Origin of the sequence: Streptococcus thalassemiae, from assembly GCF_903645285.1 — a bacterium.
Classification (GTDB): Bacteria; Bacillota; Bacilli; order Lactobacillales; family Streptococcaceae; genus Streptococcus; species Streptococcus thalassemiae.
The window spans coordinates 16,119-37,500 of sequence record NZ_CAHJXN010000003.1 but is presented as its reverse complement, the minus strand read 5'-3'; the positions used below and the strand labels follow the sequence as shown (position 1 = coordinate 37,500).

Genomic DNA, 21,382 nt, shown 5'->3' with positions numbered 1-21,382 from the left:
TGCGTTCCAGCACTCCTCACGGTATACCTTCTTCACACATAGAACGCTCTCCTACCATACCTATAAAGGTATCCACAGCTTCGGTAAATTGTTTTAGCCCCGGTACATTTTCGGCGCAGGGTCACTCGACTAGTGAGCTATTACGCACTCTTTGAATGAATAGCTGCTTCTAAGCTAACATCCTAGTTGTCTGTGCAACCCCACATCCTTTTCCACTTAACAATTATTTTGGGACCTTAGCTGGTGGTCTGGGCTGTTTCCCTTTCGACTACGGATCTTAGCACTCGCAGTCTGACTGCCGACCATAATTCATTGGCATTCGGAGTTTATCTGAGATTGGTAATCCGGGATGGACCCCTCACCCAAACAGTGCTCTACCTCCAAGAATCTCTAATATCGACGCTAGCCCTAAAGCTATTTCGGAGAGAACCAGCTATCTCCAAGTTCGTTTGGAATTTCTCCGCTACCCACAAGTCATCCAAGCACTTTTCAACGTGCCCTGGTTCGGTCCTCCAGTGCGTCTTACCGCACCTTCAACCTGCTCATGGGTAGGTCACATGGTTTCGGGTCTACGTCATGATACTAATTCGCCCTGTTCAGACTCGGTTTCCCTACGGCTCCGTCTCTTCAACTTAACCTCGCATCATAACGTAACTCGCCGGTTCATTCTACAAAAGGCACGCTCTCACCCATTAACGGGCTCGAACTTGTTGTAGGCACACGGTTTCAGGTTCTATTTCACTCCCCTCCCGGGGTGCTTTTCACCTTTCCCTCACGGTACTGGTTCACTATCGGTCACTAGGGAGTATTTAGGGTTGGGAGATGGTCCTCCCAGATTCCGACGGGATTTCTCGTGTCCCGCCGTACTCAGGATACTGCTAGGTACAAAGACTATTTTAAATACGAGGCTATTACTCTCTTTGGCTGATCTTCCCAAATCATTCTTCTATAATCTTTGAGTCCACATTGCAGTCCTACAACCCCGAAGAGTAAACTCTTCGGTTTGCCCTTCTGCCGTTTCGCTCGCCGCTACTAAGGCAATCGCTTTTGCTTTCTCTTCCTGCAGCTACTTAGATGTTTCAGTTCACTGCGTCTTCCTCCTCACATCCTTAACAGATGCGGGTAACAGGTAGTACCTGTTGGGTTCCCCCATTCGGAAATCCCTGGATCATCGCTTACTTACAGCTACCCAAGGCATATCGTCGTTTGTCACGTCCTTCTTCGGCTCCTAGTGCCAAGGCATCCACCGTGCGCCCTTATTAACTTAACCTTATTTTTCTGACCTTTCAGTCATAAACTCTTATTAATACTACAGCGTTTTCGGTTTATTTTCTTGTTACTATTTGATATAGATATTCAATTTTCAATGTGCATTACTTGGTGATCTCTCACCAATGGAGCCTAGCGGGATCGAACCGCTGACCTCCTGCGTGCAAAGCAGGCGCTCTCCCAGCTGAGCTAAGGCCCCACAAGACCTCTCAAGACTAAACAAGACCAATGCGCAGTTCCTTATCCTTAGAAAGGAGGTGATCCAGCCGCACCTTCCGATACGGCTACCTTGTTACGACTTCACCCCAATCATCTATCCCACCTTAGGCGGCTGGCTCCTTACGGTTACCTCACCGACTTCGGGTGTTACAAACTCTCGTGGTGTGACGGGCGGTGTGTACAAGGCCCGGGAACGTATTCACCGCGGCGTGCTGATCCGCGATTACTAGCGATTCCGACTTCATGTAGGCGAGTTGCAGCCTACAATCCGAACTGAGACTGGCTTTAAGAGATTAGCTTGCCGTCACCGGCTTGCGACTCGTTGTACCAGCCATTGTAGCACGTGTGTAGCCCAGGTCATAAGGGGCATGATGATTTGACGTCATCCCCACCTTCCTCCGGTTTATTACCGGCAGTCTCGCTAGAGTGCCCAACTGAATGATGGCAACTAACAATAGGGGTTGCGCTCGTTGCGGGACTTAACCCAACATCTCACGACACGAGCTGACGACAACCATGCACCACCTGTCACCTCTGTCCCGAAGGAAAACTCTATCTCTAGAGCGGTCAGAGGGATGTCAAGACCTGGTAAGGTTCTTCGCGTTGCTTCGAATTAAACCACATGCTCCACCGCTTGTGCGGGCCCCCGTCAATTCCTTTGAGTTTCAACCTTGCGGTCGTACTCCCCAGGCGGAGTGCTTAATGCGTTAGCTACGGCACTAAACCCCGGAAAGGGTCTAACACCTAGCACTCATCGTTTACGGCGTGGACTACCAGGGTATCTAATCCTGTTTGCTCCCCACGCTTTCGAGCCTCAGCGTCAGTTACAAGCCAGAGAGCCGCTTTCGCCACCGGTGTTCCTCCATATATCTACGCATTTCACCGCTACACATGGAATTCCACTCTCCCCTCTTGCACTCAAGTTAAACAGTTTCCAAAGCGTACTATGGTTAAGCCACAGCCTTTAACTTCAGACTTATCTAACCGCCTGCGCTCGCTTTACGCCCAATAAATCCGGACAACGCTCGGGACCTACGTATTACCGCGGCTGCTGGCACGTAGTTAGCCGTCCCTTTCTGGTAAGATACCGTCACAGTGTGAACTTTCCACTCTCACACTCGTTCTTCTCTTACAACAGAGCTTTACGATCCGAAAACCTTCTTCACTCACGCGGCGTTGCTCGGTCAGACTTCCGTCCATTGCCGAAGATTCCCTACTGCTGCCTCCCGTAGGAGTCTGGGCCGTGTCTCAGTCCCAGTGTGGCCGATCACCCTCTCAGGTCGGCTATGTATCGTCGCCTTGGTGAGCCGTTACCCCACCAACTAGCTAATACAACGCAGGTCCATCTGGTAGTGATGCAATTGCACCTTTTAAGCAAATGTCATGCAACATCTACTCTTATGCGGTATTAGCTATCGTTTCCAATAGTTATCCCCCGCTACCAGGCAGGTTACCTACGCGTTACTCACCCGTTCGCAACTCATCCAGAGAAGCAAGCTCCTCCTTCAGCGTTCTACTTGCATGTATTAGGCACGCCGCCAGCGTTCGTCCTGAGCCAGGATCAAACTCTCATTAAAAGTTTGAGTTCTCACTCATTTCTGTCACTGACAGATTTATTGTTTTTTCATTGTTCAGTACTACAACAGTTGTTGTAGTGCCCTGCACATTGGTTCGTCTTGTTCAGTTTTCAAAGGTCTTTGTCACTTGCTTCTCTCAAGCGACAACTATATTAGTATATCACAGCCGCTTTCGCTTGTCAACACTTTTTTGAAACTTTTTTAAGTTTTTTTCATCAAGTGCTTCAACCGCAACATACCATAGTCCGTACGGGATTCGAACCCGTGTTACCGCCGTGAAAAGGCGGTGTCTTAACCCCTTGACCAACGGACCTGAGTTGGTATTTTCAACTCTTACTATTATACAGGCTTTTTCAGACTTGTCAACACCTTTTTTAAAATTTTTTAATTAATTTTACAACTGCTTCAGTTCGAGCGGTGTGTGGGAACATATCGACCGACTGGATATAATGTAGATCATATACTTTTACTAAGCGCACTAGATCACGAGCCAAGGTCGAAACATTACAAGAAATATAAACCATTTTTTCTGGTACATAAGTAAGAATAGTATCTAATAACTTATCGTCCAGACCTGTACGTGGTGGATCCACAATCAAAGCATCTGCTCGGTATCCTTCCTTGTACCAACGAGGAATAATATCTTCCGCTGTTCCTGCTTCGTAATGTGTGTTGTCAAATCCCATTCTTTTAGCATTTCGCTTGGCATCTTCAATAGCTTCTGGAATAATATCCATACCTCTGAGTGTTTTAACTTTCTTTGCAAAGGCAAATCCAATTGTGCCAACTCCACAATAAGCGTCAATCAAATGGTCTTCTTTATTAACATCCAAGGCTTTTACCGCCTCGTTATAAAGAACTTCTGTTTGTTCAGGATTTAGTTGATAGAAAGCTCGAGGAGATAGTGAGAATTCATAGTCGAGTACACCTTCTTGAATACTCTCTTCTCCCCAGATAATCTCTGTCTTTTCACCATAAATCTCACTGGTTTTAGCTGTATTTGTATTCACAGCTACTGTCACAACTTCTGGAAAATCTTTAATTAAGTCTTTTACTAGTTGGGTTAAATTAAGCTGACGATTTGTAACAATAATAATCTGAACCTGTCCAGTCTTTCTTGCTCGTCGAACCATAATAGTCCTAACACCTAGAACTTTTCTCTCATCCGTGATTGGAATCTGGTGATAAGTAAGCAATTCTGCTAGACGATTAGCAATCACTTGGGTTTCCTTGTCTTGTACCAGGCAATCTTTCAACTCTACTAAATAGTGAGAGTTTTGTGCATATAAGCCCGCCTTGACCTGATTCTTAAATTTTCGAGTCTGAAATTGTAACTTAGCACGGTAGTACTTTGGTTCCTGCATACCAACCGTCGGGCGGATTTCATAATTTTCATATCCTGCAGGGGCAAATTTTTTCAGCGCTTGATGAAGCAAGTCCGTCTTGAACTCCAGCTGCTTATCATAATGCAGGTGCATGATCTGGCAGCCTCCGCATTCATTATAAATAGTACAAGCTGGCACAACTCGAAATTTAGACTTCTTGTTAACCTTTAGTAATTTTGCTTCAACAAAGTTGCGTTTAATAGAAGTAATCTGACAATAGATATCTTCTCCTTTGAGAGCACCGGGTACAAAGACTAAGGTTTTTTGATAAAAGCCAATTCCCTCACCATTAATTCCCATACGCTTGATTTTTAATGGTATTTTTTGTTTCACTTTCAGATTCATACCCCTATCTTATCACATTTTGAGTTATAATAGAACTATGAAAATCACAAAACTTGAAAAGAAAAAAAGACTCTATCTGATGGAGCTTGATAATGGCGACAAATGCTATATCACCGAAGACACAATTGTTCGTTTTATGTTATCGAGAGATAAGGTTATAAGCGAAGAGGAATTGAAAGAGATTCAGGACTTTGCTCAATTTTCTTATGGTAAGAATCTGGCCCTCTACCATTTATCCTTTAAGGCACGTGCCGAAAAAGAGGTCAGAGAATATCTAAAAAAATACGATATTGATGAAAACATGGTTTCTCAAGTCATTGCTAATCTTAAAGAAGATAAGTGGATCAATGATAGCCAATACGCTTATGCTAGCATCAATGCCAATCAACTTTCAGGAGACAAGGGGCCTTATGTACTGACTCAGAAACTAGCACAAAAGGGGATTTCAAAATCTACTATAGAAGAGAACTTGAAAGAATTTGATTTTTCGGAAGTTGCTCAACGTGTAGCTAATAAACTATTGAAAAAATATGAAGGAAAACTTCCAACTCGTGCTTTGCAAGATAAGATTATCCAGAATCTGACCAATAAGGGCTTCTCCTACTCTGATGCTAAAAATGCATTTGACCAATTAGATAGTCAAGTTGATGAAGAAACGATTCAGGAACTCATCTTCAAAGAGCTTGATAAGCAATATACTAAGTATGCGCGAAAGTATGAAGGATACGAACTGAAACAGCGTTTAACTCAAGTTTTAGCACGAAAGGGCTACGATTTTTCGGATATAGCAAGCGCTCTTAGAGAATATCTTTAATATTTCCAAGTGAAATTCACAGATTTTAGGTAATTTTATGGTACAATAGTAAATGATAAACTTATAAATTGTAGAAAGTTGGTTAGTTATGAAGCTTCCAAAAGAAGGCGACTTTATTACAATTCAAAGTTATAAGCATGATGGGAGTCTCCACCGAACTTGGCGGGACACCATGGTACTAAAAACAACAGAAAACGCCATTATTGGTGTCAACGATCATACACTTGTTACCGAAAGTGATGGTCGTCGTTGGGTCACTCGAGAACCGGCTATTGTTTACTTTCACAAGAAATATTGGTTTAATATCATTGCCATGATTCGTGATAATGGAATTTCCTACTATTGTAATATGGCTAGCCCCTACTATCTGGATGAAGAAGCACTGAAGTATATTGATTACGATTTGGATGTTAAAATTTTTACAGATGGGGAAAAACGTCTCTTGGACGTTGAGGAGTATGAGCGTCACAAACGCAAAATGAATTATTCTGATGATTTGGACTATATTTTAAAAGAACATGTCAAAATTCTTGTTGATTGGATTAACAATGGACGTGGGCCTTTCTCAGAAGCCTATGTAAACATTTGGTACAAGCGCTATGTAGAACTAAAGAATCGGTAAAGTTGTCAAACTAGGGTGAAAGCCCTGGTTTTTTTATTTGAAAAACCCAGTTTTTCAGCTGGGTTGGTCTCTATATATCTAATTTCGTAACAGTAAATTTGATCTGGGAATAGTCTTTTTCAACATCCTTATCCAGCAAGAATGCAGTGGCGTCCTTCTTAACCTGAACCAGATCAATATTCTGAGCTTGGGCTGCATAGACGCATCCACAATAACATTGACGATAGATATCATACTCTTCACACATCTCTACCGAACGTTTGTAGCCTTGATTTTTCTTGAAATCGCTGGGAAGATAGTGGGTGGTATAAATTTTTTGCACGTCGATTCCGATGCTGTTAATGGTTTGAGAATTCTTATGAGGACTGATGGTCAAGGCTGAGCCAAAATAGTCAAAACCTAAATCCATAGCCACTTGCGCTGTTTTATCCAGGCGGTAGTCAAAGCAAACCTTACAACGGTCACCACCTTCAGGCTCTTCTTCCAAACCTCGAACCAGTTTACGATATTCGTTAGGTTCATAAGGAGCTTCTAGGTATTGAACGTTATTGCCAGTTCGCTCATTGAAATCACTAACAAATTTCTTGGTGACATAGGCACGCTTATGGTATTCTGCCTTGGGATGGATATTAGAATTGGCAAAATAAATAGTCACATCTGCATACTTAGTCAAATATTCTAGAGTATAGGTACTGCAAGGGGCACAGCAAACATGCATGAGAATGGTTGGCCGTTGCTCATTTTTCTCCCATACTTGTACCATCTTCTGCATGACACGGTCATAATTAATCTTCTGATTGGGGTTCATCTTGCTCAGAATTTCTTCTACATCGATCATGTTCTTCTCCTTTTTCTAATCTTATTTTATCATATAAGTTAGGAGAGCTCAAATCAATTTAGAAGTGAATATCATAAAAAGGAGGGGTAGGCATTCCCTCCTTTTGTGTTTTTTATAAGTTGTTTTCTATAGAAAGCTTACATCATGCCGCCCATCATGCTTGGATCCATGGCTGGAGCTGGGGCTGCTGGTTCTGGTTTATTGGCTACAACTGCTTCCGTAGTCAAAATCAAGCTGGCTACAGATGCTGCATTTTGAAGAGCTGAACGGCTAACTTTAACTGGGTCAATGATACCTTGATCAATCATGTTAACCCACTCGCCAGTTGCTGCGTTGAAGCCTGTACCAAGCTCAGCATTCTTCAAACGATCGATAACGATAGTTCCTTCAAATCCTGCATTGTGAGCAATTTGACGAACAGGTTCTTCCAAAGCACGGAGAACAATATTGCGGCCCGTTGCTTCATCTCCTGTCAATTCCAAGGCAGCAACAGCTGGGATGACATTGACAAGGGCTGTTCCACCACCAGCAACAATTCCTTCTTCCACAGCTGCACGAGTAGCGTTGAGGGCATCTTCAATGCGGAGTTTCATTTCTTTCAACTCAGTTTCAGTTGCAGCTCCAACCTTGATCACTGCGACACCACCTGACAATTTCGCCAAGCGTTCTTGCAATTTTTCACGGTCAAACTCAGAAGTTGTGGTTTCGATTTGAGACTTGATAACCGCAACACGGTGAGAAATCGCTTCAGGATTTCCAGCACCTTCTACGATAACAGTGCTATCTTTGTCCACAGTTACTCTCGCTGCTTGGCCAAGTGCTTCAATTGTAGCATCTTTCAACTCAAGACCAAGGTCTTCTGTGATAACTGTTCCGCCTGTTAAGATGGCAATGTCTTCAAGCATGGCTTTGCGACGGTCACCAAAACCAGGTGCCTTGACCGCTACCACGTTGAAGGTTCCACGAATCTTGTTCAAAACAAGAGTTGGAAGAGCTTCACCATCTACATCATCCGCAATAATCAAGAGTGGACGATTGCTTTGGAGAATGCTTTCCAAAAGTGGCAAGATTTCTTGGATATTTGAAATCTTCTTGTCGGTAATCAAGATGTATGGATTTTCAAGGTCAGCCACCATTTTTTCGCTATCTGTCACCATGTACTGTGAAAGGTAACCACGGTCGAACTGCATTCCTTCTACGACTTCAAGTTCTGTTTCCATACCACGTGACTCTTCGATAGTAATGACTCCGTCTTTGCCAACTTTTTCCATGGCTTCAGAGATGTATTCACCTACTTTTTCGGAACGAGAAGAGACGGCGGCAACCTGAGCGATGGCTTCTTTGTTGGCAACAGGAATAGCATTGTTTTTCAAGGCTTCAACTGCTGCAGCAACTGCTGTTTCAATCCCACGACGAATTCCGATTGGATTGGCACCTGCTGTGACGTTTTTGATTCCTTCGCGGACAATTGCTTGGGTCAAAACAGTTGCAGTTGTAGTTCCATCACCTGCGATATCATTGGTTTTTGAAGCTACTTCTGATACCAATTTGGCACCCATATTTTCAAAATGGTCTTCTAATTCGATTTCTTTGGCAATGGTCACACCGTCATTGGTAATCAATGGTGAACCGAATGATTTTTCCAACACAACGTTACGACCTTTTGGTCCCAAGGTTACTTTAACAGTATCTGCAAGGATATCGACACCACGAACCATGGCTGAACGGGCATCTGATGAAAATTTAATTTCTTTTGACATACTTACTTTCTCCTTCTATTCTTCAATGATAGCCAAAATGTTAGCTTCGCCTACGATGATATACTTTTCATCACCATCTTTGACATCAAGACCTGCGTGGGCTTCAACTAAGACACGGTCTCCAGCCTTAACACTTGGAGCAACCAAGTCACCGTTCAAGGTACGAACACCTTGTCCAGTAGCTACAACTTGGGCTGTTTTTGTTTTTTCTTGAGCTGAACCTGCAAGGACAAAACCTCCAACAGTTTGTTCTTTTTCTTCGATTTTCAAGACCACACGGTCTCCTAATGGTTTCAACATCTGTTTTCCTCCATGATGAACTACATATTATTAGCACTCTTTATATCCGAGTGCTAATTCATAGTTCTATTGTATCACTTGGTCAGAAATAGTCAAGAAAAAAGTCTGACTTTCTCAAGATAAAAAGCCTGAGACCAACTCAGACTTTTTAATGTTTAAAATGGCAATTCCTCCTCTTCCAAAACCAAATCTGCCAAATCCTGTCCTGCATTATTTTCACGCATAGCACGTTGGGCACGACTTTCCAAGAGTTGGAATCCAGTAACAAGTACTTCAGTCACATAGTTCATCTGGCCATTTTTCTCAAAACGACGGGTACGTATTTCTCCATCCACTGAAATGAGACTACCTTTAGTTGCGTAGCTGGCCAAGCTTTCTGCTAGTCTGCCCCAAAGGACGATATTGACAAAATCAGCTTCACGTTCCCCGTTTTGGTCTTTGTAACGACGGTTCACAGCGATAGTTGCTCGCGCTACTGACTTGTCATTGTTGGTTTTGTGCAATTCTGGTGTAGACGTCAAACGCCCAATCATGATAACTTTATTATACATATTTTTTCCTCCTACTTATCTATTCGTAGGAAATCAAAAAAAGTTACAGAAATTTGTAACTTTTCGAGAAAATTTTTTACTTTTTATGAACCATGAAACCTGTCGCTTGTTGATTGGCCATAATGGTCATGTCTGTAATCTGCACACGACGAGGTTGACTGGTCACATAGACTACTGTGTCTGCAATATCCTGAGCCTGCAAGGCTTCTATTCCTTGGTAAACGGACGCAGCCCGCTCTTTGTCACCATGAAAACGTACCGTTGAAAAATCTGTTTCGACAATTCCAGGCTGAATGGTCGTCACCTTGATATCCGTTGCGATGGTATCAATTCGCAGTCCATCCGAAAATATCTTAACTGCCGCCTTGGTGGCTGAGTAAACAGCTGCACCCGCATAGGCATAAATTCCTGCGGTTGACCCCATGTTGATGATATGTCCTTGATTGGCTTTTACCATTGCTGGCAAGAAACAGCGAGTGACTGCCATCAAACCTTTGACATTGGTATCCAGCATGGTCAACATATCTAACTCTTCATAGTCCTGATAAGGTGCTAAACCTAGAGCCAGTCCGGCATTGTTGACCAGAATATCAATCTGACCTATCGTTTCTAGAATATCAGAGCAGACAGTCTTTACAATGGTCATATCCGTGACATCTAGCGGAAAAGTCCAAACGGTTTGATTTTGGAAGGTCTCTGCAAACTCCGACTTTAGGGTTTCTAGTCTGTCTATCCGTCGTCCAGCTAGAACGACATTCTCACCCTGCTCTAGATAAGCACGCGCAATCGCTTCACCAATTCCTGATGTCGCCCCTGTAATCACAACATTTTTTGCCATCTTATTTCCTTCTAGCTAGTCTATCAGATACTGACAACTTCCTAAACAGTCCAGTGCTTAGCTGGGTCAAATGGAGTTCCGACAACTTGGTCTTCTGATAATTCAATAATACCACGTTTTTGCGGAGCGTTTGGCAAATGCAATTCACGAGGACTACACATCATGCCAAAACTCTTTTCACCACGAAGTTCGCCTGGGAAAATAAGATTGCCTTTGGGCATCATGGCTCCCGGAAGAGCCACAATGGTTTTCAGACCGACACGCGCATTGGGAGCCCCTGCAACGATTTGCACAGTCTTGTCACTTGAAACTGCAACTTGGCAGATGTTGAGGTGGTCACTATCTGGATGGGCTACCATCTCGACAATTTCACCAACAACAAACTTAGGTTCCTTGTCGTTGATAATTTCTTCTGTAAAACCTTCCGTTTGCAACTCTTGGTTCAAACGAGCAACTTGCTCATCTGTCAAAAAGACTTGACCGCGCTCTGCAATTTCAAAGAAACTTGAAACTTCAAAAATATTCCAAGCTACTGTTTTCCCATTCTCTTTGAGGAAAACACGAGCTACCTTACCTTTGCGTTCCACATCTAGTTTGGCATCTCCGCTGTTTTTCACGATGACCATAAGGACATCACCGACATGTTCTTTGTTATATGTAAAAATCATTGTTTCCTTTTTCTCCTATTTCAGTCCTGCTAAAAAGTCGTTAATTTGTTGCTTACTTTTACGGTCGCGATTGACAAAACGACCGATTTCCTTGTCCTTTTCTAGAACAACAAGGCTAGGGATTCCATATACATCCCAGAGTTTGGCCAAATCCATATACTGGTCTCGGTCCACACGAATAAAGGTGAACTCTGGATTGGTCTCCTCAATTTCTGGCAAGGCAGGATAGATATAACGACAATCGCCACACCAGTCTGCTACAAAAAGAAAGACCTTCTTGCCATCTTTTTCCACTAAAGATGCTAATTCTTCTAAACTTGCTGGTTGTATCATAAAACTTCCTCCTCATAGACTAGGTCTTCATTTTCATAGACAAAGGTATAATGACGGCCATCCTCAAAAATGACGCCACCAACCAAGCTCTCTAGACTGCTTTCATAGACTTGAACATAGAGGGTCGCAATTTCCCCCATGTCTGAAAAATGGTCTCGCACAATCGCTGTCAACTCTTCCTGAGTCTTCATGAGCTTATGGTCATCTGCAACTTTTTTCGTAGCAAGGGCAAGGCTCCCAATACCAAGCAGAGCCAGACCTGCCATCCACATTTTTTTAGCTTTCATACCATTCATTTTAACACAAAAAAGGTTTTAGGACAAATGAGGAAGCAGCAGAAAAGCAAGTAAAAAGCCTCTTCCTTTAAGGAAAAGGACTTCTTATACTCAATGAAAATCAAAGAGCAAACTAGGAAGCTAGCCGCAGGTTGCTCAAAGCACTGCTTTGAGGTTGTAGATAGAACTGACGAAGTCAGCTCAAAACAGTGTTTTGAGGTTGTGGATGAAGCTCACATGGTTTGAAGAGATTTTCGAAGAGTATTATTCTTATTGCCAAGCACCTGAGTTGTCAACGTAGTAACCATCAGGGGTGTAGGTATTGCGAAGCATCTTACCTGATGAAGCCAGATAATACCACTTGCCATTATCTTTGACCCAATCATTCGCTAGCATGGCACCAGAAGAACTTACATAATACCATTCTCCCTTGTCATAAACCCAAGCGCTTGCTTTCATAGCTCCTGAGCAATTAAAAGTTCAAAAAACTGTCCAATATCATTCATTTTTTTAAAAACATTTGACACTACATCATCCACGCTGTAAGACATAGATACATCAAACGTAAGAGCCAAAATATCGAAAAATATACAACTTTTAAAGGCAACATTTCATTTTTTAAAGTCTAATAACCATAGAACTGAAATCAGAGCAAGGCATCAACTTCCTACTCTTAGTACGTCTATTTTGATGGTTTAAGTGAAGATTTTTTATTTAACGTAGACAATCCCCAACTTCCCAAAGGCCACATCTCCACGGATAATCAAGGTTTTGCTGGTTGGAGCTAGAGTGGTATCTGTCTTGGCTACACCACAGAAAGTTTCCACCTTCAAATCAACTCGCCAATGTTGAGGAACATAGATAACTGCATTGCCAAAACCAACCTCCACTTTCAGGGTTGCGGCATCTCCTAAAATCTCTGCATTGTCATAATATATCTTAGCATTTCCGAAGCCAACTTCTACTTGGTCTTCTACCAATTCTTGATTTTGTTTGTAGAAAGTCCCCGTCCCAAAAGCGACTTCCTTGTCTATAAAAATGGTTTTTTCACCATCGGACCACCATTTCTTGCCATTCCAAGTTCTGTTAGAGTGAGTCAAAGAATTAACTCCAAGAACAATTAGAATACTAGCCAAAATAAGAGAAATAGGAGATAGCTGAATCCAATCATAAAAAAGATTCACTATATTTAATGCTGTTAATGCTAAAAAAGTGGCACTTGTCCAATGATGCCTAAGGGAAGATTCTATTGCCTTATACAAGAGAAAAGCAATAAAAATGAAGGGAGAATACTTAGTCTCCAAGGATGGGACACCATAATGTCCCTGAAACAGAATCCATGCCGCCAAAATAAGCAACACAATACCAAATGCTTTCTTTTTCATGTTCTTACCTCATGTTTCTTAGATTTTCTTTTAGGAGGGATTGGTAATGCCGTGACACATGAACCTCCTTGTGGGTCTGATAAAAGGAAATGGTGCCCGTTCCTGAAAAGGACTTGTCCACCGAGTAAACCTGACGGATATTTGCAATAGTTGACTTGGATACCCGACTAAAATAGCGAGGAAGGATAGCCTCTAACTCATAGAGTTTAAGCCGAACCTCGTAGGCATCTTTCTGGGTATGGGCATAAATCTTGCTACCTTCCGTCTCAAAGAAGAGAATTTCCGACAAATCCAGATAATATTCACCCGTCCCCTTGTAAAAAATCAACCGAGGAGACTTGGACTCTTGCAAGAGACGTTGCAAATCCGCAATCTCATCTGTCAGGGCTGCCGCCTTTATGATAATTTCAGTTTCCTCTAAATTACTGTCAATTTCGATTCGTAACTTCATTCCATCTCCTTTCTGACTCTACTATATCAAAGCTAAAATAAGAAAACAAGAGCAAAAAAGCAAGTGGTTACTTTAGCCACGTAAGTGGTTCTAGGACCGCCTTATACTCTTCGAAAATCAAATTCAAACCACGTCAGCGTCGCCTTACCGTACTCAAGTACAGCTTGCGACTAGCTTCCTAGTTTGCTCTTTAATTTTCATTGAGTATTAACTTACAGGTCAAAATAGAAAGAAAAGCACACCCCACACAAGACCACAAATATAGCCAACCACTACATCCTTGGGATAATGCACACCACCTAGGACTCGCACAAGGCCGAGGAGGGCTGACAAGACCAACAAGATAACCCCTACAGATAAACTAGCATGTAAGCAAGCCATGGAGATAATGGTTGCTGAAAAGACATGACGACTGGGCATAGACTGACCAGGACTATCTCTGTCAAGCAAGGGTTTAATATCCCATTCCTCATAAGGCCTAGGGGCATTGATTTTCTTACGAAGAAAGGACAAAATCACAAAACCTGACGCAGGGACAAACACATAGATCAAGACCTGTTTCCCAAGTCCTTCTTGGAGATAGGTAGTTGCTAACAAGGTTAGATAAATCATAGGCATAACTACCGTCATGAACCGATTGAAAGTTCTTAACAAGCTCAGAAGAAAGGGCTTATTTTCAATATTAGCAGCAATGTGGTCATACCACTCTTGATAATTTTTCATATATTTTCTCATTACTTACTCAAATTTTGCTTATAGGGAAGCACTCGTATACTAGTATAGTGCAGAAAAAGAAGGCCGTCAAGCCTTCTTTGGGTTTATTCTTCTGCTTCGTCTTCTGTAAATTGACTGTTGTAGAGGTCAGCGTAGAAACCAGCTTGTGCCATCAGCTCATCATGATTGCCTTGCTCGATGATGTTTCCATCTTTCATGACCAGAATAAGATCAGCATTACGAATGGTTGACAAGCGGTGGGCGATGACAAAGGAAGTTCTTCCCTCCATCAATCGGTCCATAGCTTTCTGAATCAATTCCTCCGTCCGAGTATCAACAGAAGAAGTCGCCTCATCCAAAATCAAGAGTGGTGAATCTTTCAGCAAAGCACGAGCGATGGTCAAGAGTTGTTTTTGTCCGACAGACAAGGTCACTGTATCATCCAAGACGGTATCGTAACCATCTGGTAGGGTCATAATAAAGTGGTGAATCCCCACAGCCTTGCTGGCTTCAATCACGCGCTCATCACTAATCCCCTCTTGGTTATAGATAAGATTGTCGCGAATAGTACCTTCAAAGAGCCAAGTGTCCTGCAAAACCATTGAAAAGGCATCGTGTACTTCCGAACGCTTCATATCCTTGGTATCCACACCATCGATACGGATACTTCCCTTATCAATCTCATAGAACTTCATCAAAAGATTGACAATGGTTGTCTTACCAGCTCCAGTCGGTCCAACAATGGCAACCTTTTGACCTGCATGAGCTGTCGCAGAAAAGGCATGGATAATGGTTCGCTCTGGTGTATAACCAAAGGAGACTCGATCAAAGACCACTTGACCTTTCATATCGCTCAATTGTCTTTCTTTATGGGATTCATCTTCCATTTCCTCTTCAGCTAGGAATTCGAAGACACGTCCCATGGCTGCGCTAGCCTGCTGCAAACTAGTAATCCCTTGGGCAATTTGTGAAAGAGGCTGAGAAAAGATACGAACGTAGGCCATAAAGGCAACGATAATCCCGATACTAATCTGCCCATTCAGAGCCAAGGCTGCACCAACGATAATCACCAAGGCATAGCTAAAGTTCCCAATAAACATCATAATCGGCATCATAATCCCTGAAATAAATTGAGATTTCCAGATACTATCATACAGACGATGGTTTAATTTCGCAAACTCTTCTTTCGTACTCTCGATGGCATTGTAACTGGTCACCACATTATGGCCAGAGTACATTTCCTCCACATAGCCATTGACAGCTGCCAAATCCTGTTGCTGACTCTTAAAGAAACCCTGTGATTTGCCCATAAAGACGGACACGAAAACAAAACCAATAAGGGTTGAAACAACCGTCACCAAGGCTAAAATCCAGTTCATCCCAAACATGGTTACCAAGACTGCCACGACCAGTAAACTAGATGAAAGAACTGTTCCCAGACTTTGATTGAGGGACTGGGCTGCAGTGTCAACGTCATTGGTTACACGAGACAAGGTATCTCCTTGAGAATGTCCATCAAAATATCCCAATGGCAGGCTATTGATTTTCTCTGCAATGGCTCTTCTCAAACGCTCTGAAAAACGTTGAATAGCTGTTGTAAACAGAAAGGCCTGTAAATAATTTGATAGGAGTCCGATCACATAGATGACGGCAAAAAACCCACCAATGGCTGCAACCGCCGCGACATCCACACTTGTTTCCAGACCATTTGCAATGATATTGGTCATTTCCTTGATGCGAGTCGGCCCATAAACAGTAACGATATTGGATACGATTGTTGCTAGAAAGGCTATCAGAAGGGCAAACTGGAGGCCTGCAAGATAGGGTTTACTCTGTTCCCAGAGAGACATTTTCTTATTTTCCATGTTCCAATTTCTCCTTCGATAGTTGTGAGTAGGCGATTTCTTGGTAAACTTCGTTATTAGCTAGAAGTTCCTTGTGGGTGCCTTGTCCCACGACTTTTCCTTGATCCAAGACCAAAATCAAATCTGCATCCATAATCGTTGAAATGCGTTGTGCAACGATAAGCTTGGTCATAGACTTGGTTTTCTCTGCTAGCTCTTGGCGTAGGACACGGTCTGTCTTGTAGTCCAAGGCTGAGAAGGAGTCATCAAAGATGAGGATTTCTGGCTTCCGAGCTAAGGCACGCGCAATTGCCAGACGCTGTCTTTGCCCCCCTGAGAAGTTGGTTCCTCCTTGGGCCACTTCTAACTCTAAGCCCGCTTCCTTGTCTTCGATAAAGTTCTTAGACTGGGCCAATTCCAAGGCTTGCCACATAGCCTGCTCACTAAGCGGTGTTTCTTGACTCTGTCCAAAGTCTAGATTGCCCTTGACATCCCCTGAAAAGAGAACCGCTTTCTGAGGAATATAACCAATCTTGTTGCGCAAATCTTCTAAGGCATAGTCTTGAACATTGACACCGTCCACTAGGATTTCTCCTGCTGATACATCATAGAAACGTGGAATCAGATTAACTAGAGTAGATTTACCAGAACCTGTTGACCCAATAAAGGCCACTGTTTGACCAGCGTCTGCTCTAAAGCTAACATTCTCAATAACCGCCTCCGAATTTGCCGCATATCGGAAGGTCACATCCTTAAACTCGACCTGACCCTTGAGGTTTTCATCAGCCATCCGCACTTGAGCAGGGTTTTGAATAGAAGAATACAAATCTAAAACCTGGTTGATCCGCTTGGCAGAGACCATAGTTCGGGGAAGAACGATGAAGAGCGCTCCCATGAGAAGGAAGCCCATGACAACCTGCATGGCATAAGACATGAAAACAACCATGTCACTAAAGAGAGGCAGACGTGCTATCGGAGCAGCGTCGTTAATCACATAAGCCCCAATCCAGTAAATCGCCACACTCAAACCACTTGAAATCCCCATCATGATAGGGTTCAAAATAGCCATAAGACGGTTGACAAACAAATTCAAGCGTGTCAATTCATCATTTGCTGCTGCAAATTTTTCATTTTGGTATTCTTCAGCATTGTAGGCGCGAACGACACGAATACCTGTTAAACTCTCACGTGTGATACTGTTCAGTTTGTCTGTCAACCCCTGAATCAAGGACTGTTTTGGAAAGGCTAGCGTCATCAAAACTGTCGTCATCAAAACGTTGACAATCACTGCCACAAGTACGGCCCAGAGCCAGTATTCCGAATGGCCTAAAATCTTCCCGATAGCCCAGATAGCCATAATCGGACCACGCGTAACCACTTGCAAGCCCATGGTAATCAACATTTGAACTTGAGTAATGTCATTGGTAGTACGCGTCAAGAGGCTAGGAATAGAGAATTTCTTAATCTCTGTCTGCGAGTAATCCAAAACTCGGTTAAAAATATCACTTCTCAGCCTACTAGTATAAGAAGCCGCCACTCGGGATGCAAAAAATCCAACTGCAACTACGGACAAGAAGGCAAGAAAGGACATTCCCACCATCATGCTTGCTGGCTGCCACAACTCATCTAAATTAGTTCCTTGACTTCCCAGCAAATCCGTAATTTTCGAGATATAGGTCGGCACTTCCAACTCCAGATAGACCGAAAAGCAGGTAAAGAGAATGGCTAGTAAAATCATCCCCCACTCTTTTCTACTAATTCGTTTGGCTAATTTCTTCATTCTCTCCTCCTATCCCCTTGATATTTTCCTGTAGTTGACCGAGAACTTTCTCAAAAATCAGTAATTCATCTTCATCAATGTCTTCCATCAACTGCTTGTCTATGCGTTCAAAGAAGGCCTTAACCTGTTTCATCTGAGAACGTGATTTGTCCGTCAGACGAACAAATTTAGCCCGCTTATCGCTAGGACTCGCCTCCAATTCCACCAAACCATTTTGCACCATACGCTTGACCAAATTACTAGCAACAGACTTGGTAATATTGAGTTCCTGCTCGATATCTTTAATCAAGACCAAGTCTTGGTTTTTCTCACGATTATCCAAAAAACGCACAACCTGACCTTGAGGTCCACCCATAAATTCAATACCACAACGTTTGGCTTCCTTTTGCACCATGAGATGAATCTGATGACCAAAACGCTTAAAGACTAACATCGGTTTATCCATACTAACTCCTTTCTAACTATCACATTTAGTTCTCCTAGGAACTAAATAAGTTTCAATGAGAACTATTTTACCACTTTGAAAAGAGATGTCAAGAAAAAGTTTCCTAGAGAACTATTTTCTTGATTCAAAAAATCCCAAGTGATTTTTTCACTTAGGATCATGTTCTCTAGGTTAAATTAGAATCCGTCTACGTTTGTGTAGATTTTTTGTACGTCTTCGTCGTCTTCAAGAACGCTGTAAAGTTTTTCAAAGGTTTCAAGGTCATCGCCTGACAATTCCACTTCTGACTGAGGAATCATTTCCAATTCAGTCACTTGGAATTCTTGGATACCTGACTCACGAAGGGCAACGATAGCCTTGTGAAGGTCAGTTGGAGCTGTGTAAACTGTGATTGTACCTTCTTCTGCTTCTACATCATCCACATCCACATCTGCTTCTAGCAATTGCTCAAAGACCGCGTCCGCATCTTCACCTGCAAATACAATAACACCCTTGTTATCGAAGAGGTATGAAACCGAACCTGAAGCGCCCATGTTTCCGCCATTTTTACCAAAAGCTGCACGGACATTGGCTGCTGTACGGTTAACGTTTGAAGTCAAAGTATCCACGATCAACATAGAACCATTTGGTCCAAAACCTTCGTAACGTCCTTCTGTAAAGGTTTCGTCTGTGTTTCCTTTAGCCTTGTCCAAAGCCTTATCGATAACGTGTTTTGGCACTTGGGCTTGTTTAGCACGGTCGATAACGAATTTCAAGGCTGAGTTTGATTCTGGATCTGGATCACCTTTTTTAGCTGCTACATAGATTTCTACACCAAATTTTGCATATACTTTAGAGTTAGCTCCATCTTTAGCCGTTTTCTTGGCTACGATATTGGCCCATTTACGTCCCATTAGGAATCTCCTTTTTTCACATTTTAATCTTTCTTATTATAACACAAGTTTTTTCGATTTTCACTAGAGGAAATGGATTTTATTTAGCAAATCAAGCTATGATGACACTTTTGTTGCCAAGATGACCTTACCTTTCCATCCCTATCAACATTCAAAAAACAAACTAGACCATTATCTGAAAATAGAAAGTTTGACAAAGTCCGCTCAAATTACTATTTGAAGTTTGTAGATATAAGCGACAAAAACAATCATACTGCACCTTTTGTTGACAGTCTACTCCAGACATATGATAGTTCAAGTAAATACTTTGAAATTCAACAGTTCTTATAGGCGCTATTGTATTCTAAGAAGTCAATAGAAGAGTTTCTAACCAAAACTATAATTTATGTATTCCTGAAACAGAAATTTATGCTCTTTTTGATTTCACATGATATTGAAGTTAGACTAGTACAACGGCACTTCTAAAACAAGTAAAAGGTAGCTAATCCCCTGTATAGCAAGGAGTTTCACTACCCTTTTTACTTTTTCTTACAGCCACTATTTGATAGACTCATTTTAACATCACGAGCCTACTCCAATGGCAATCGCTAGGCAAGAGATAAACTTTCAGATATTCGCAGAGAGATCATCGCCTCTTTTTGTCGCAAGCATTCTTCTCTCCTAGTCATTTTCTACCTTATCTTCTACCTGAGGATAAAGAGTCGTTCCCCAAATAGAAATCGTCCGCTTACGCACTAGTGGCAAATCGGTTTTTTCATAAACCGTACGCCACCATTCCCAGGCAAGTCCTGTACACTCCCTAATTTTGATAGAGAGATTGCGAACATTCCCTTTTAAAGGAATACTAGTGGTAAAATGAGCCGTCAAATCCTGCCCATTTCTGTCCCAAACCTTAGGAGTCAAAACTTCTTTACCTTGATGATCATAGGATAATTCATCCCAAGTAATGTAATATTGGGCAACATAGGCACCACTATGATCCAACAGTAAATCTCCGTTTCTGTAAGCTGTCACCTTAGTCTCAACATAGTCTGTACTGTTTTGAAAGGTCGCAACTACATTGTCTCGTAAAAAAGAAGTTGTATAGGAAATCGGCAAGCCTGGATGATCGGCTGTAAAGCGACTGCCTTCTTGAATCAAGTCCTCTACCATATCCACCTTGCCTGTTACAACTCGGGCACCCGAACTCGGGTCGCCCCCTAAAATAACTGCCTTCACTTCTGTATTGTCCAAAATCTGTTTCCATTCTGTCTGAGGAGCTACCTTGACTCCTTTTATCAAAGCTTCAAAAGCAGCCTCTACTTCATCACTCTTACTCGTGGTCTCCAACTTGAGATAGACTTGGCGCCCATAAGCAACACTCGAAATATAGACCAAAGGACGATCGGCAGAAATTCCTCTCTGCCTCAAATCCTCTACCGTTACAGTATCTTGAAACACATCTCCTGGATTTTTAACAGCATCTACGCTGACTGTATAATAAATCTGCTTAAAATTAACAATCTGAATCTGCTTTTCGCCCGAATGGACAGAATTAAAATCAATATCAAGAGAATTCCCTGTCTTTTCAAAGTCAGAACCAAACTTGACCTTGAGTTGTTCCATGCTGTGAGCCGTAATTTTTTCATACTGCATTCTAGCTGGGACATTGTTGACCTGACCATAATCTTGATGCCACTTGGCCAACAAATCGTTTACCGCTCCGCGAACACTTGAATTGCTGGGATCTTCTACTTGGAGAAAGCTATCACTACTTGCCAAACCAGGCAAATCCATACTATAAGTCATCGGAGCACGATCGACCGCAAGAAGAGTGGGATTATTCTCTAACAAGGTCTCATCCACTACGAGAAGCGCTCCAGGATAGAGGCGACTGTCGTTGGTAGCTGTCACGGAAATATCACTTGTGTTTGTCGACAAGCTCCGCTTCTTTCTTTCGATAACAACAAACTCATCGGGTAACTGATTCCCCTCTTTGATGAAACGATTTTCAATACTCTCTCCCTGATGGGTCAAGAGTTTCTTTTTATCGTAATCCATAGCTAGTATAAAGTCATTTACTGCTTTATTTGTCAT

The 21,382-nt window shown here is 42.4% G+C and carries 20 protein-coding genes, 2 tRNA genes, 2 rRNA genes and 1 pseudogene (1 of these 25 running past the window's edge); 3 read left to right on the top strand and 22 right to left on the bottom strand.

All coding sequences use genetic code 11. The annotated features are described in order from the left end of the window. From HWX15_RS05270 to rlmD, 5 genes are all read right to left on the bottom strand, one after another. Nucleotides 1–1,270 (bottom strand): 23S ribosomal RNA (locus HWX15_RS05270) (it extends 1,632 nt beyond the left edge of the window). 125 nt (nt 1,271–1,395) lie between these two features. Beyond that, a tRNA-Ala gene (locus HWX15_RS05265) sits at nt 1,396–1,468 on the bottom strand. Between the two features lie 51 nt (nt 1,469–1,519). Next, nucleotides 1,520–3,065, bottom strand: a 16S ribosomal RNA gene (locus tag HWX15_RS05260). Together the 16S and 23S rRNA genes with 2 tRNA genes alongside form the textbook arrangement of a ribosomal RNA operon. Before the next feature lie 241 nt (nt 3,066–3,306). Then, nucleotides 3,307–3,378, bottom strand: a tRNA-Glu gene (locus tag HWX15_RS05255). A gap of 61 nt (nt 3,379–3,439) precedes the next feature. Continuing rightward, entirely contained in the window at nt 3,440–4,795 is a 1,356-nt protein-coding gene (gene rlmD / locus HWX15_RS05250; protein ID WP_175880473.1) for a 23S rRNA (uracil(1939)-C(5))-methyltransferase RlmD, read from the bottom strand. A gap of 37 nt (nt 4,796–4,832) precedes the next feature. On the opposite strand from rlmD, the gene recX reads away from it, so the two are divergent. Both recX and ntdP read left to right on the top strand, forming a co-directional pair. Next, entirely contained in the window at nt 4,833–5,609 is a 777-nt protein-coding gene (gene recX, locus HWX15_RS05245) for a recombination regulator RecX (RefSeq protein WP_175880472.1), read from the top strand. Between the two features lie 88 nt (nt 5,610–5,697). Continuing rightward, complete coding sequence (gene ntdP, locus HWX15_RS05240) at nt 5,698–6,231, top strand: nucleoside tri-diphosphate phosphatase (protein ID WP_000775316.1); 534 nt, start codon at nt 5,698–5,700, stop codon at nt 6,229–6,231. 70 nt (nt 6,232–6,301) lie between these two features. On the opposite strand, the gene HWX15_RS05235 is transcribed toward ntdP, so the two are convergent. From HWX15_RS05235 to HWX15_RS05200, 8 genes are all read right to left on the bottom strand, one after another. Continuing rightward, nucleotides 6,302–7,069, bottom strand: coding sequence for an epoxyqueuosine reductase QueH (locus HWX15_RS05235; RefSeq protein ID WP_175880471.1), 768 nt, complete (start codon nt 7,067–7,069; stop codon nt 6,302–6,304). A gap of 137 nt (nt 7,070–7,206) precedes the next feature. Further along, nucleotides 7,207–8,829, bottom strand: a complete 1,623-nt coding sequence (gene groL, locus HWX15_RS05230; RefSeq protein ID WP_054367345.1) for a chaperonin GroEL — start codon at nt 8,827–8,829, stop codon at nt 7,207–7,209. Between the two features lie 15 nt (nt 8,830–8,844). Further along, nucleotides 8,845–9,129: a co-chaperone GroES gene (groES, locus tag HWX15_RS05225; RefSeq protein ID WP_000917323.1), complete on the bottom strand. Its 285-nt coding sequence runs from the start codon at nt 9,127–9,129 to the stop codon at nt 8,845–8,847. 155 nt (nt 9,130–9,284) lie between these two features. Continuing rightward, a complete protein-coding gene (locus HWX15_RS05220) occupies nt 9,285–9,680 on the bottom strand; it encodes a single-stranded DNA-binding protein (RefSeq protein ID WP_175880470.1) in 396 nt (131 codons plus the stop codon). 76 nt (nt 9,681–9,756) lie between these two features. Continuing rightward, on the bottom strand, nt 9,757–10,518 hold the full coding sequence (locus tag HWX15_RS05215) for an SDR family NAD(P)-dependent oxidoreductase (protein ID WP_175880469.1): 762 nt from the start codon (nt 10,516–10,518) through the stop codon (nt 9,757–9,759). A 41-nt stretch (nt 10,519–10,559) separates the two neighbouring features. Then, the gene (gene ytpR, locus HWX15_RS05210) at nt 10,560–11,186 is read right to left on the bottom strand and encodes a YtpR family tRNA-binding protein (protein ID WP_175880468.1); all 627 of its coding nucleotides are present in this window, start codon (nt 11,184–11,186) and stop codon (nt 10,560–10,562) included. Between the two features lie 15 nt (nt 11,187–11,201). Next, nucleotides 11,202–11,519 (bottom strand): thioredoxin family protein, encoded by a 318-nt coding sequence (locus HWX15_RS05205; RefSeq protein ID WP_000615777.1) that lies wholly within the window; start codon nt 11,517–11,519, stop codon nt 11,202–11,204. Continuing rightward, nucleotides 11,516–11,815: a DUF4651 domain-containing protein gene (locus tag HWX15_RS05200; RefSeq protein ID WP_001815024.1), complete on the bottom strand. Its 300-nt coding sequence runs from the start codon at nt 11,813–11,815 to the stop codon at nt 11,516–11,518. Before HWX15_RS05200 ends, HWX15_RS05205 begins: the two co-directional genes overlap by 4 nt. A 93-nt stretch (nt 11,816–11,908) precedes the next feature. Here HWX15_RS05200 and HWX15_RS10170 point away from each other — a divergent pair, with 93 nt between their 5' ends. Further along, nucleotides 11,909–12,040 (top strand): hypothetical protein, encoded by a 132-nt coding sequence (locus HWX15_RS10170; RefSeq protein ID WP_261275471.1) that lies wholly within the window; start codon nt 11,909–11,911, stop codon nt 12,038–12,040. A 24-nt stretch (nt 12,041–12,064) separates the two neighbouring features. Here HWX15_RS10170 and HWX15_RS05195 read toward each other — a convergent pair. From HWX15_RS05195 to ply, 9 genes and pseudogenes are all read right to left on the bottom strand, one after another. Next, nucleotides 12,065–12,262: pseudogene (locus HWX15_RS05195) on the bottom strand (N-acetylmuramoyl-L-alanine amidase family protein); the annotation flags it as partial. Nucleotides 12,263–12,504: 242 nt separating this feature from the next. Then, on the bottom strand, nt 12,505–13,179 hold the full coding sequence (locus HWX15_RS05190) for a hypothetical protein (RefSeq protein ID WP_175880466.1): 675 nt from the start codon (nt 13,177–13,179) through the stop codon (nt 12,505–12,507). Nucleotides 13,180–13,183: 4 nt separating this feature from the next. Further along, the gene (locus tag HWX15_RS05185; protein ID WP_000776601.1) at nt 13,184–13,630 is read right to left on the bottom strand and encodes a LytTR family DNA-binding domain-containing protein; all 447 of its coding nucleotides are present in this window, start codon (nt 13,628–13,630) and stop codon (nt 13,184–13,186) included. Nucleotides 13,631–13,849: 219 nt separating this feature from the next. Continuing rightward, nucleotides 13,850–14,353, bottom strand: coding sequence for a phosphatase PAP2 family protein (locus HWX15_RS05180; RefSeq protein ID WP_175880465.1), 504 nt, complete (start codon nt 14,351–14,353; stop codon nt 13,850–13,852). A gap of 95 nt (nt 14,354–14,448) precedes the next feature. Then, the gene (locus HWX15_RS05175; RefSeq protein WP_175880464.1) at nt 14,449–16,209 is read right to left on the bottom strand and encodes an ABC transporter ATP-binding protein; all 1,761 of its coding nucleotides are present in this window, start codon (nt 16,207–16,209) and stop codon (nt 14,449–14,451) included. Next, nucleotides 16,199–17,968, bottom strand: coding sequence for an ABC transporter ATP-binding protein (locus HWX15_RS05170; protein WP_175880463.1), 1,770 nt, complete (start codon nt 17,966–17,968; stop codon nt 16,199–16,201). The genes HWX15_RS05175 and HWX15_RS05170 overlap by 11 nt, the downstream gene beginning before the upstream one ends. After that, on the bottom strand, nt 17,943–18,413 hold the full coding sequence (locus HWX15_RS05165) for a MarR family winged helix-turn-helix transcriptional regulator (protein ID WP_166735913.1): 471 nt from the start codon (nt 18,411–18,413) through the stop codon (nt 17,943–17,945). The genes HWX15_RS05170 and HWX15_RS05165 overlap by 26 nt, the downstream gene beginning before the upstream one ends. 176 nt (nt 18,414–18,589) lie before the next feature. Next, nucleotides 18,590–19,306, bottom strand: a complete 717-nt coding sequence (locus tag HWX15_RS05160; RefSeq protein ID WP_023940351.1) for a YebC/PmpR family DNA-binding transcriptional regulator — start codon at nt 19,304–19,306, stop codon at nt 18,590–18,592. 660 nt (nt 19,307–19,966) lie between these two features. Continuing rightward, complete coding sequence (gene ply, locus HWX15_RS05155) at nt 19,967–21,382, bottom strand: cholesterol-dependent cytolysin pneumolysin (RefSeq protein WP_175880462.1); 1,416 nt, start codon at nt 21,380–21,382, stop codon at nt 19,967–19,969.

What these genes read in the sequence shown, in the direction of transcription:
- HWX15_RS05160 (WP_023940351.1), bottom strand. Translation starts at nt 19,306, where the DNA reads ATGGGACGTAAATGGGCCAATATCGTAGCCAAGAAAACGGCTAAAGAT.
- HWX15_RS05175 (WP_175880464.1), bottom strand. Translation starts at nt 16,209, where the DNA reads ATGGAAAATAAGAAAATGTCTCTCTGGGAACAGAGTAAACCCTATCTT.
- rlmD (WP_175880473.1), bottom strand. Translation starts at nt 4,795, where the DNA reads ATGAATCTGAAAGTGAAACAAAAAATACCATTAAAAATCAAGCGTATG.
- groES (WP_000917323.1), bottom strand. Translation starts at nt 9,129, where the DNA reads ATGTTGAAACCATTAGGAGACCGTGTGGTCTTGAAAATCGAAGAAAAA.
- HWX15_RS05170 (WP_175880463.1), bottom strand. Translation starts at nt 17,968, where the DNA reads ATGAAGAAATTAGCCAAACGAATTAGTAGAAAAGAGTGGGGGATGATT.
- HWX15_RS05220 (WP_175880470.1), bottom strand. Translation starts at nt 9,680, where the DNA reads ATGTATAATAAAGTTATCATGATTGGGCGTTTGACGTCTACACCAGAA.
- recX (WP_175880472.1), top strand. Translation starts at nt 4,833, where the DNA reads ATGAAAATCACAAAACTTGAAAAGAAAAAAAGACTCTATCTGATGGAG.
- ntdP (WP_000775316.1), top strand. Translation starts at nt 5,698, where the DNA reads ATGAAGCTTCCAAAAGAAGGCGACTTTATTACAATTCAAAGTTATAAG.
- HWX15_RS10170 (WP_261275471.1), top strand. Translation starts at nt 11,909, where the DNA reads ATGAAAATCAAAGAGCAAACTAGGAAGCTAGCCGCAGGTTGCTCAAAG.
- HWX15_RS05200 (WP_001815024.1), bottom strand. Translation starts at nt 11,815, where the DNA reads ATGAATGGTATGAAAGCTAAAAAAATGTGGATGGCAGGTCTGGCTCTG.
- HWX15_RS05205 (WP_000615777.1), bottom strand. Translation starts at nt 11,519, where the DNA reads ATGATACAACCAGCAAGTTTAGAAGAATTAGCATCTTTAGTGGAAAAA.
- HWX15_RS05185 (WP_000776601.1), bottom strand. Translation starts at nt 13,630, where the DNA reads ATGAAGTTACGAATCGAAATTGACAGTAATTTAGAGGAAACTGAAATT.
- groL (WP_054367345.1), bottom strand. Translation starts at nt 8,829, where the DNA reads ATGTCAAAAGAAATTAAATTTTCATCAGATGCCCGTTCAGCCATGGTT.
- HWX15_RS05180 (WP_175880465.1), bottom strand. Translation starts at nt 14,353, where the DNA reads ATGAAAAATTATCAAGAGTGGTATGACCACATTGCTGCTAATATTGAA.
- ply (WP_175880462.1), bottom strand. Translation starts at nt 21,382, where the DNA reads ATGACAAATAAAGCAGTAAATGACTTTATACTAGCTATGGATTACGAT.
- HWX15_RS05215 (WP_175880469.1), bottom strand. Translation starts at nt 10,518, where the DNA reads ATGGCAAAAAATGTTGTGATTACAGGGGCGACATCAGGAATTGGTGAA.
- HWX15_RS05190 (WP_175880466.1), bottom strand. Translation starts at nt 13,179, where the DNA reads ATGAAAAAGAAAGCATTTGGTATTGTGTTGCTTATTTTGGCGGCATGG.
- ytpR (WP_175880468.1), bottom strand. Translation starts at nt 11,186, where the DNA reads ATGATTTTTACATATAACAAAGAACATGTCGGTGATGTCCTTATGGTC.
- HWX15_RS05165 (WP_166735913.1), bottom strand. Translation starts at nt 18,413, where the DNA reads ATGGATAAACCGATGTTAGTCTTTAAGCGTTTTGGTCATCAGATTCAT.
- HWX15_RS05235 (WP_175880471.1), bottom strand. Translation starts at nt 7,069, where the DNA reads ATGATCGATGTAGAAGAAATTCTGAGCAAGATGAACCCCAATCAGAAG.